8 protein-coding genes and 1 pseudogene are annotated in these 10,155 nt (G+C 31.0%); 1 reads left to right on the top strand and 8 read right to left on the bottom strand.

Annotation, left to right across the window (positions count from 1 at the left end; genetic code table 11):
• Positions 1-298 precede the first annotated feature (298 nt).
• From CD33_RS02335 to CD33_RS02305, 8 genes and pseudogenes are all read right to left on the bottom strand, one after another.
• Positions 299-3,856: an SIR2 family protein gene (locus CD33_RS02335; protein ID WP_036197787.1), complete on the bottom strand. Its 3,558-nt coding sequence runs from the start codon at positions 3,854-3,856 to the stop codon at positions 299-301.
• A gap of 433 nt (positions 3,857-4,289) precedes the next feature.
• Positions 4,290-4,721: a hypothetical protein gene (locus CD33_RS02330; RefSeq protein WP_036197785.1), complete on the bottom strand. Its 432-nt coding sequence runs from the start codon at positions 4,719-4,721 to the stop codon at positions 4,290-4,292.
• A gap of 75 nt (positions 4,722-4,796) precedes the next feature.
• The gene (locus CD33_RS02325) at positions 4,797-5,219 is read right to left on the bottom strand and encodes a hypothetical protein (protein WP_052129911.1); all 423 of its coding nucleotides are present in this window, start codon (positions 5,217-5,219) and stop codon (positions 4,797-4,799) included.
• Positions 5,216-6,988 carry a YfjI family protein gene (locus CD33_RS02320; protein WP_140422984.1) on the bottom strand — a complete coding sequence of 591 codons (1,773 nt, stop codon included), beginning with the start codon at positions 6,986-6,988 and terminating at the stop codon, positions 5,216-5,218. Before CD33_RS02320 ends, CD33_RS02325 begins: the two co-directional genes overlap by 4 nt.
• Position 6,989: 1 nt before the next feature.
• Positions 6,990-7,211, bottom strand: a complete 222-nt coding sequence (locus CD33_RS20650) for a primase alpha helix C-terminal domain-containing protein (RefSeq protein WP_258516431.1) — start codon at positions 7,209-7,211, stop codon at positions 6,990-6,992.
• Positions 7,212-7,292: 81 nt separating this feature from the next.
• Positions 7,293-7,754 (bottom strand): annotated as a pseudogene (locus tag CD33_RS20645) (bifunctional DNA primase/polymerase); the annotation flags it as partial.
• 119 nt (positions 7,755-7,873) lie between these two features.
• Positions 7,874-8,152: a hypothetical protein gene (locus CD33_RS02310; protein WP_036197781.1), complete on the bottom strand. Its 279-nt coding sequence runs from the start codon at positions 8,150-8,152 to the stop codon at positions 7,874-7,876.
• Positions 8,118-8,345: a helix-turn-helix domain-containing protein gene (locus CD33_RS02305; protein ID WP_052129908.1), complete on the bottom strand. Its 228-nt coding sequence runs from the start codon at positions 8,343-8,345 to the stop codon at positions 8,118-8,120. The genes CD33_RS02310 and CD33_RS02305 overlap by 35 nt, the downstream gene beginning before the upstream one ends.
• Positions 8,346-8,630: 285 nt before the next feature.
• On the opposite strand from CD33_RS02305, the gene CD33_RS02300 reads away from it, so the two are divergent.
• On the top strand, positions 8,631-9,821 hold the full coding sequence (locus tag CD33_RS02300) for a site-specific integrase (RefSeq protein ID WP_052129906.1): 1,191 nt from the start codon (positions 8,631-8,633) through the stop codon (positions 9,819-9,821).
• The last annotated feature ends 334 nt before the right edge of the window (positions 9,822-10,155 follow it).

Genomic DNA, 10,155 nt, shown 5'->3' with positions numbered 1-10,155 from the left:
ACAAATTCTTTGCACTAGTCTGCACTTCTATTTTGCAATAAACAACTCCATATAAAAAGAATTATTATACCTTTACTAAACCATAATCTGTCATCTCGCTACCCCTAGGAAAAGAAACCTCCCCACCCTGTTCGATGCCCTTTCTACATTCAAAACAAAAAAAGGTGAATCCAAAATAGGAGACACTGAAAAAGTCGATTTGTCACAAGATTTGTGATACAAATCGACTTTTTAAAACAAATTGGGTTTCTTTAGTTATTCTGTGTCCCCAGGAGGGCACCCTTTTTTGAATTGAAATTTAGCTATTCACTAATACAAATTTATCTTTATTATTTTCGTCAACTAGCTGATTAATTTCATTTTTAATAAGAGATAGATAATTGTCTTCATCATACTCAATGAAATCTAATCCACTTATTAACGTGTTGAACCTATGGACATGATAATAATAATGATATTTTTCTGATAGATCTTTACCTAAATTATACCAAGAAGTGAATTGTTCTGGATCTTTTTCTTTTAAGAATTCACAATAGAAATAGATTGCTTCTACATAGTAATATTTTATGTGAGTGAGCTTTTCAATCGCCCTTTCAAAAAGCGTAGATTTATAGGTTACATCTTCCTCAATTAATGCTAACATTAGTGCTTTTATGCCCATTGTATAAGGGTTGGTTACTACTAATTTATCTATTACCTCACTATTAATCGTACCTAACTTAGTTTTAATATAGTTTGTTTGCATTAATTCTATATACTGTTTATTATAAATGCCAACTTCAATATATGATTCAAGCTCCTCAAGATTAATTTTCCCTGTATTTAGTTTAACCTCAAATTGGAAAAATCCTTCTTTTCTCGTATATTCTTCAACAGACTTATAGGCACCAAGCTTAAATAACACGCTGTAAATATGCTGTTTCTCGTACATGCCATTTTTTATATAAAACTCTATTACTTGGTATTCATAACCCTCTAAAGCATATAAATGAAGTGCATAACTAAGGATTATTTTTTTTATAATTGGATCAGTGTCTGGTTCAATGTTATTTAAAGATTCAAGGGAGATTTCAGAAATTAAAAAATTAAATGCTGCTTCAAAGTCTCCCTCATAATATTTTAAATATGCAATAAGTATGTCCCTCACTAACAGTCCATTAGTTACACCTAGAAATAATTTGTCAAATTTCGTTAATTGCTTACGAAACTTTTTTAACTGTCCTATTCCTTGATAGTATTTTGTGAGTGTTTCTATATAAAATATATACGTCTTGTTTTCATAGTTAAGTTTTTCTAGGTATTCTAAAGATTTTAGAAAATTATCTTCATTTTTATCAAAAATAGATAAGCTTTCTACTCTTTTCTTTTCGAATACCTCATCTAACATTTCTAATAGATATAGATTAAATGCATACGCTCTTTTATAATATTTATACTTCTCCTCTTCCGATCTTTTATTGAAGTGGAACTCAGCAAATCTACCGATTATTGATTGTAGTGAAATAAAACCTCCATTTATTTCTATTAATGATTTATTTTCCAAGCTTCGTATTTCTTTATTGGTAATTTTGTAAGTATCTGTCTTGAATTCATCAGTTCTAAAGAAATTCTTAAACGATTCCATATGAATTCCATTAGGGAACAGAGACAAAAGTTCAAAACCTAATTGTTCCCTTGGTGTTAATCGTTTATAGGAGTAGTAAATAGACTGATATAAAGACACAGACCTTTCGATATTACCATCTACTTTATTATCGAATATATCTATGTACCCAGTGTTTGTAGCCCTGAAAAAGTCCTCTTTTAGTTCCTCCCTTAATGCATCCATTCTAATGAATTTAGGAAGATTTTGTGTGACAATTTTAATTGCCAATGGATTATTATTTAATAATTTTTCAAGAATATCTTCTTTTAATATTTTTCTGTCATCATCCTTGAGAATTGACGGGTAAAGTCTTCTAAAGAGAGCCTCAGCTTCTTCAGAAGTAAAGTTTCGCAACTCATGCATTTCTTCAAATTCAAAACCTATCCACTCTCTTGAAGTAATAATCACAGTTTTAAAATCACTAATAAATGTAATTAAATTCTTCATTTTTTCAATGTCTTCTAAGTATAATAAGGGTTCGAAATTATCTAAAATTATTAATGAATCGGATTTAGTTTCGGAGTTACTTATATGTTCTACAAAGTTTATTGAACCTTCTAAGTTAAAGGTTCTAGCGATATTCTTTTCAAAAGTCTTATAATCCTTAACAAATTCACAGTCAATAAAATCAATTCCATCTTTAAATAGTCCTCGTTCATAAAACTCTAGTGCAATTTTTTTTACTGTTGAAGTTTTTCCAATACCTCCTGAACCTTTAATTGTGATTATTTTATCTTGGCGGCTTACTATGACTTTTCGAATAATATCAGTAATATCAATTTTTCTACCCACAAAATTAATCAGATTCTTTTTTTCTATATTGTTAGATATGTGATTACCATAATTTTTATTTTTGACAAGTCCTTTACCCTTATTTACGGTAGTTACAAAAAAACTTGAATGGTTATAAATAATTGAGTTGCTCAAGTTATCTAGTTCGGTTTTCTTAAATAATCTGAATAATAAATTATTTAAATTTTCTTCATATTGCAAAACTGCAATTGGATAACTAAGGCTCTCACTGTCAGTGAGGTCAGTTACTTTATCTAAAAACAAAAATATCCCATCTGGTTTTAGTATTGCTAGTTGATCTTCTAACCGTTTTATTGTAATTGTTTTTTTTCTAAAATATTCATCTTCAATTATGATTCTTTTTTGAATTTCTTTTGTAAAAATAAATAAATAATTATATGATTCAAGTTCATTTAAGTTCTCTTCAGTCAAGTGATAACAATCAATATTAATATTGAATTTATTAAAATATTTTAATAAATTGTCTAAATTGTAATATGGTTCAGAATCTATAGGGTTACAATAAAGTATTGCAATTTTGAATACACTATCTTCGACTAGAGCTAATTGAGAGTCTTCCTTCTTCTCAATTTCATAAGTGACCTGGGGCAAAAATGAATCCCCTTTTTTTCCCTCTAAAAAATCTAGAAATTCAGGTAATTCCTTCCAAGAATCAATAGATATAGGCATTAAATTATAATCCGAAAAATCAACATGTTCTGTAGTGAGTATATAATGAGTTTTATTAAAATTATTATACACATCGCAAATGTATTTAAATGTGTCTTTTACATATTCATCATTAAAACTAAAGCCTATAAATAACATTGTTTTATCTGTTATAATTGACTTTAAACGATTTATAGCAGCAGTTGGTGCAGTTGTGGAATACAAAACATTATAGTCGTCTCTAAAAAGAATACAGTTTTCTGGTTTTTCGATACTTCCATGAATTTTATATATATATTCTTCATAATCTGTTAACCGACCTAAATGATATTTATCATCATGTACAATCTTCTTAAAATTAGGTAATGCTTTTTCTAAAATCATGTCATAGTTTGTAGTTATTATTTTTGAACACAAATTTCCAATCTTTTTAGGTATACTAAGATCTAAATCCGTTATATTACGATCAATACTGGATTCTAAAACTTCATATACTCTTCCTCGATTACCTGGGTTCATTATCAGTAATTTATCAAGTATCTCTATTTCAGAAAAAATATTTTCTTCTAATACATTTTTTAATCCTTCATACTTATTGTCGTCAATTGAAAGCTCATTAAGTATATCCAAGACTAATTCTTTCCAAGAAGGAAATTCATAATTCTTAGATAAACCTGCACCAACAAATACTAATAAATTATCATTTTGTATTGCATTTATTAAATCTTTATTAATCTTATACTCTTTCATAATATGTTCTCCACTCGTTTTTTAATATATTACCATTTATTGTACCTCCTTTTTACAAAATTTCATATAACTTGGCATATTTCATAAGACTAGAAAAAAGTACTAACATTTTCCAGTAATACGTATCCAGAGAAGGTATTAAAGTTCGCTTCAGCAGAACGACCTGATGAATATATTTCAATGACATACTCCCCTTTAACAACATCGTACTCCTTTAGCAGCATGGATTTTAGACTTGGTAAAGTTACTATTTAAAATAATACACCAGTAACAAGGCTCCGATAGTCAAAAATATTCTGTTATTAAAACCCTCGATTTATTTAATTATAAAATTCAATATAACCCAAATAAAATAAAAGTGACCCCACTAAAAATGGTCACTTTTACACTAGATGGTAAAAAACCAGTCAACTTCTAGTCAAAAACCGCGCGATTATTCTGGTTTCCACATTGTTACCTCTTTGCCTAATAACATTTCATTAAATATTTCATCACGTTCTTGTTCCTGTTTAAACATTATATCAATTTGTTCTTGTTTCAGCTTTTCCAGCAATTTAAGTTGCATATCAACTAACTTTTCTGTTGCCACCTCAGACAAATCACGTTTTTCAAGTTCTTGATTGATTTGTTCCAGTTGATTATTCAGCAATTCAGTTCGTTTTTTCCAACTCATAAAAAACCGTTCTTGAAGTGCTTCGATTTCAAATGCTTTGGAATTTGCAATTTCAATTTTGAATTCTTTCGCCCATTCTAATAGAGTTGGCTTACTAATTCCAATTTCATTCGCAATCGCTTCAAATGGTGTTCCTTTTGCCCTTAACTCAATAAAGCGTTCTTTTTGCTCCCAACTTGCAACTTTAGGCATAATAAAACCTCCTTCACTCTAGATAAACGTAATAAATCTGGAAAAGCATTCATATGGTATTTCGAGTTGTGAAAGTTACCGTTTTAAAGCAAAAGCATTCTTCTTAATATTCTCCAAATATCGCTTCAACTTACTAAGTACATATTCAAATGTACTCCCTGAAGCAATCGTTTTCGACTTGATATACTTATTACGTTTATGAGATTCATATGTTTCGCTCCATGCTACCCACTCATTATTTATTAATTCGATATAAACAGCGCTATTCCGATTAACTGAACATGTATATAACAATCCAGTTATTCCTATAAGTAAACCGTTAACTCTAGCCATTTCATCATGTTCTAATGCTTCCATAATTAACGGTTTATTATTTATAATAGCCTGTCTCAAATGTGGTGGTAGGGTGGCAGCATTTTCTACCTTAATGCTACCATCCACCGCGCTTAAATAATGATTCATAGAGTTACATTGTTCAATAATTGATTGATAGTTCATATTAACTCAGAACCATCCTCTGATATAACTCTAGGAGTAGCTTCCCCTATTTCCCCTAATGAGTTTGAAACATTGTTATTTAAAGGATTTTCACTAGGGGGCGTATCTACCCTAAAAGGTACTAGTTCCCCTAATTCATTTCTATCTGTACTAGGGTAATTAGGTGCTTTTAAAATTTCACCATCCCCTAGTTCATCTTCTTGGCATATCATTGTTTCTTTAGTATTAGGGTTATTAGGGGAGCTTTTAATAAGATACGGATTAACATGAATAATTTGTTTCCTACCATCCTTAGCATTTTTAATATAATTTAATTCTTCTAAAGTAATTAGCACATCCTTTAACTTTTCAGATACTTTGAACCGTTTTTTAACTAACTGCCATATTTCCTGGAAATCAATTATTTCCTTCCCGTCAAATTTTTTTGATTTAATTTTTCTTAAGATATATCTCACATCATCAAGGCTTTCATGTTGTCCAATAATACCAAATGCCTTTTCAGCATGCTGAATGAAATAGTCTCTTAAACTATCAGCTTTCATTAACGTTTCTTTGCTGATAGACATTGGAATAGTACCTGTTTGGACATATTCAGTAACATGTAACAAACCAGCTATCCGAATAATTTGACCAACCAGTTTTCCTAACCACCCTTTTAAAGCTTCATTCAAATCCTGATTTTTAAACATTAACTCAATCTCAATTTGAATTTGAGTTAAATATTGCTGTGCTTCAGAATTGAATATTAAGGGCAAAGAACTTTTAATTGGATTGTTTGGGTCTGATTGTGTTGGCAATCTCAATTCAATTAATTTTTTGATGTTCGCATTGTATATATTTACTACATAATCAGGAATTTCATTTGGTTGAATTTTTCTTTCCCCAATAAACGATTTAGGGAGAAAGAAAAGAAAACGTTGTGTTAATCCTCTATATGAAAAATAAGGAGGTAAATCTTGAATTACAGATGGTTGAACAAATAAGCCAATTGTTAATGTAGGATTTTCTAATGAAATACTTCGTCCATCCCCAATTCTATCAATTGTTATGTTGTCACCTGAAAAGGCTTTTAGATACGTGTCAATATTGAATTTATCTGAATATCTACCAGCCATCATTTCAAATACTTCAGCTCCCTCTGACGATAGAATTGCAAAGCACTCATTATTTTCATACATAAGCACAGCTATTTTTTCAGGTGTAGCATCATTTGTGAAAAAACGTGGAAATCGAGTCAATGGATTCAACTCTTCATCTACTTTTTTTCTCAATTCCTTGATTTCTTTTAACAGGATATTTTTATTGTCTTCATCCTCAGTTCTTCCAAATTGCCGTTCTAACTCTATAATTCTTTTGCGAATTACCTCTCGCTCTGCTTTTTCCTCTGTTACAATAGAAATAAGTCGCTCTCGTTCTGTTTTTTCAAATTCTACAATTGGTTTTTGAAAAAAGTTAAATACCGCGCTTTTCCGATTAGCTGGATCTAATGCCATAACTGTATATGTGTTTAATGGTTCAATCCAATTTTTACGGGCTTGTACGACATACTTTCTTCCTAATATGGTTGATAATGTAGAAATACACGCCATAGCAGGTGCATCTTTTGGTGTTTGTGTTTCTTCTGCAATTGCATCCACATAATCTTTTAACCAATTGGGGAAAATGTCAGTATTAAAGATTGGCAAAGTACTGTTCTCCAACGTTATTGGTTGTTGCCATTCAATTGACGACTGTTCACTTAACGTTTTTAAAATTTTCTCTTTATCCAATTCAAAATTCACCGCTTTTCAAGTTACGCCTTACCTGTTCTTTTCTTCCTATACTGATAATAACTTTTTCAAGTTCTTCCGAAGAAAGCGGTGGGTTATTTCTTCTGTTCCACATTTCAACGAATCCTATTATTATCTCAGGATCTACATATCTTCTAAATAAATACCCTACAAGAGATGTTGCCGCGTTATTACGCTCTCCCTCATTTACACCTTCGAGAATCCTAGTCCAATAGGAAGTTGGCTTTGAATGATTTAATTTCTGTTCAGTTGAAACTAATAACTGTAGTAACCAATTTGGAATTTCAGCAATTTCAACCTCATTTGGTCTGCTTAATACTTCCCATTCGTATAATTTTCCATTTGGATGAACAGATGGAGGTACTACGATATAACCACCCTCACCTCGTATGTCTAATTTTGAATCTCGTTTTAACCATCCTACTTTATTTCGGATTTGAATCCCCTCAATAACTGGATACTTGAATAAGATGTGTCTTCCACCATTCCCAGTTATACTTTCAACTGTTTCTGGAAATTGTTCATTTGCTGACATTAAAATCTCTAGTGAACATTCCCCTTCTTCGCCATCTACATCAACCGCAACAATACCTGACACTTTTCCCGTACGAATTGCAACATTAGCATTCGGGTATTTTGACCACCATTCGAATAACTTTTGTTCATCTAAAGTTGCATCCAAATGACCATTCTTTGTAAGGGGGACTTTCCCTCTTGGCATTAGTGGGAACACATGCCATTTATATTGATTTGCATAATATTAAGGCTGCTTTTCCTTGTTTAGATAAATTCAAATGATTAATTTTCATTTTTTATCTCTCCCTTATTGACGTGATTACCTACCTCCACATGCCCGCCAAGGCTTTATTTATTCCATTCGTCTTCAATTATTTGTTTTATCACTTCAGTTGTTTCTTTGTACCAGTACCAACGTTTTTTATTTTTTCGGACTTCAAATTGTCTAACGCGCGGATCTTGAAGAAATTCTTCTTCTATAAATCTCTGTGACATAGAAAGTAAAATTGCTAGTTTTATTACATCCACTAACAAACACTCATGTTGTATCTGTTGCTCTAGTTGTTCATGGATGTACTGCTTCAAGGCTTTCTCATCGATTTGTACTTTGATATTCGCTGGAATCATCTAAATCACCGCCTTTTTCTGTCTTTGAAGCTCCGTCAATTAACCACTTCTCAACCGTATTACGATGGAAGAGAATTTTCCCTTTGACTTTTGTGTGGGGAATATCATTTGTTTTCACTAATGAATAAATAGTCGTTAATGAAATTCCAAGCAATTCAGCAGTTTCTTTTACTGTCAATGTAATTCTATCCATCTCTATTAACCTCCCTTCCATTTTCAATTTCGCTTATATTTAAGTTGTATGTATAAAACTAAAAAAAGAATAAGTAATTTTATAAAATTTTTTAAAATGGTAACATATTACTACTAGATATATAATTTTTTTACAGAATAAAAAAAATATATATATAATATGATAAAATTAGATAAACTATTTAGCTTATTAAATCGAAAGTAAGCAAAAATAGATTATTTATGTTTATTTCAAAACTTATTCATTCCTGTACACACGCCCGCCAAGCGGAAAGGAATAATAGTAATGACAATAAATAAACATGTAAAAGAACCTGAAATTTATCACTATTTCACTAATAAAGGCGAAAAATTGTGGATGTACCGACATAAATACTATGACAATATGGGAAAACGCAAAGAGAAGAAAAAAAGTGGGTTTAAATCAGACAAAGCAGCGATTCAAGCTTTACTAGAAGTAAAAGCTCAAACGCTGCGCGGACAAACAAAACAAGTAGAATACGAAAATATAACAGTTGGTCAATGGCTTGATATTTGGTATGAAACATACAAAAGTAGTTGGAAAGTTACTTCGCGTAAACAACGAGAAATCGCCATTAGACTGCAAATGAAGCCACTTCTAGGCAAATACAAACTGCAAAAATTAGATAAAACTACTTATGTACGCGAATACATCAATGTACTCAAATCAAAGTATAAACCGAGTACAGTTCAACTACTTCACAGATTATTTAAAATCGCCATCAATGCAGCAGTAGATGATGAAATCTTGCAGCGTAACCGATTTACAAAAATCAATATCTATAACAAAGACGAAAACCAAAAAAATGAAAAATTAAATTATTTTACACCAGATCAATTGGTTCATTTCTTATCGACTGCAAAAAACGCTGAAAATATCACTAATTTCACTTTTATCTTAACTGTTGCTTATACAGGGATTAGAAAAGGGGAAGCTATGGGGCTTCAGTGGAAAAATATAAACTTTAAGAATAAGACAATCACAATTGAAAGAACAAGAGATAATAAAGGCGTACGTACACCAAAAACAAATAATAGTTATAGAACAATTTTAATTGATGATCTACTCATCCAACAATTAAAAACCTATCGTAAATGGTGTATGGAAACAATGCTATCATTTGGCTACCAGTGTTTTGATGATTCTTTTGTTTTTACTTCCTATCAGACTGGGGAACCGATAACCGATAATAGTGTTTTGTATGCTTTTAGACGTATTTTAAAAAAGGCAAACCTCCCTGATGTAACAATCCACGGTTTACGTCATACTCATGCCACAATTCTTTTAAATAGTGGTCAAAATGTTAAAGTTATTGCTGAACGTTTAGGAAATACACCAAAAATGATTTATGAAATTTATGGACATGTTCTTGAGGAAGCTGAATCACAATCAGTTGCATTGTTTAATCAAACATTAGAAGCAAGTGGGGCTAAAATTGGGGCTAACAATCCATAAACGCCTTTTAAACTTATATATATCAAGGGTTTTTAACATTATTGAGTTCTACTCTCGTTAATCTCTTTGCTCAGATAAGAAGCAAATTTCTAAACCCCAAATCATTGGCTATGCCATTGTTTTGGGGTTTTTTATTATTTATAGATAACTTTTAGGTACTTACAAGGGATAATAAAAAACCATTCTATTTGAGGGTATCTGGGGGACATTAAATTATCATGGACAGATGTGATTTTAACTAGAATAAAAAAGCCACTCTTTTTAGTGGTTTCAGACTGTTGACAAACGCTTCCATCCTGCGTTGGTTGTCTCGTTCGTCCCCTCATGAACCTAA

Source organism: Ureibacillus sinduriensis BLB-1 = JCM 15800, assembly GCF_000772955.1.
GTDB classification, from domain to species: Bacteria; Bacillota; Bacilli; order Bacillales_A; family Planococcaceae; genus Ureibacillus; species Ureibacillus sinduriensis.
Note: the sequence above shows the minus strand (reverse complement) of the source record. Positions and strands in the feature narration are given on the sequence as shown.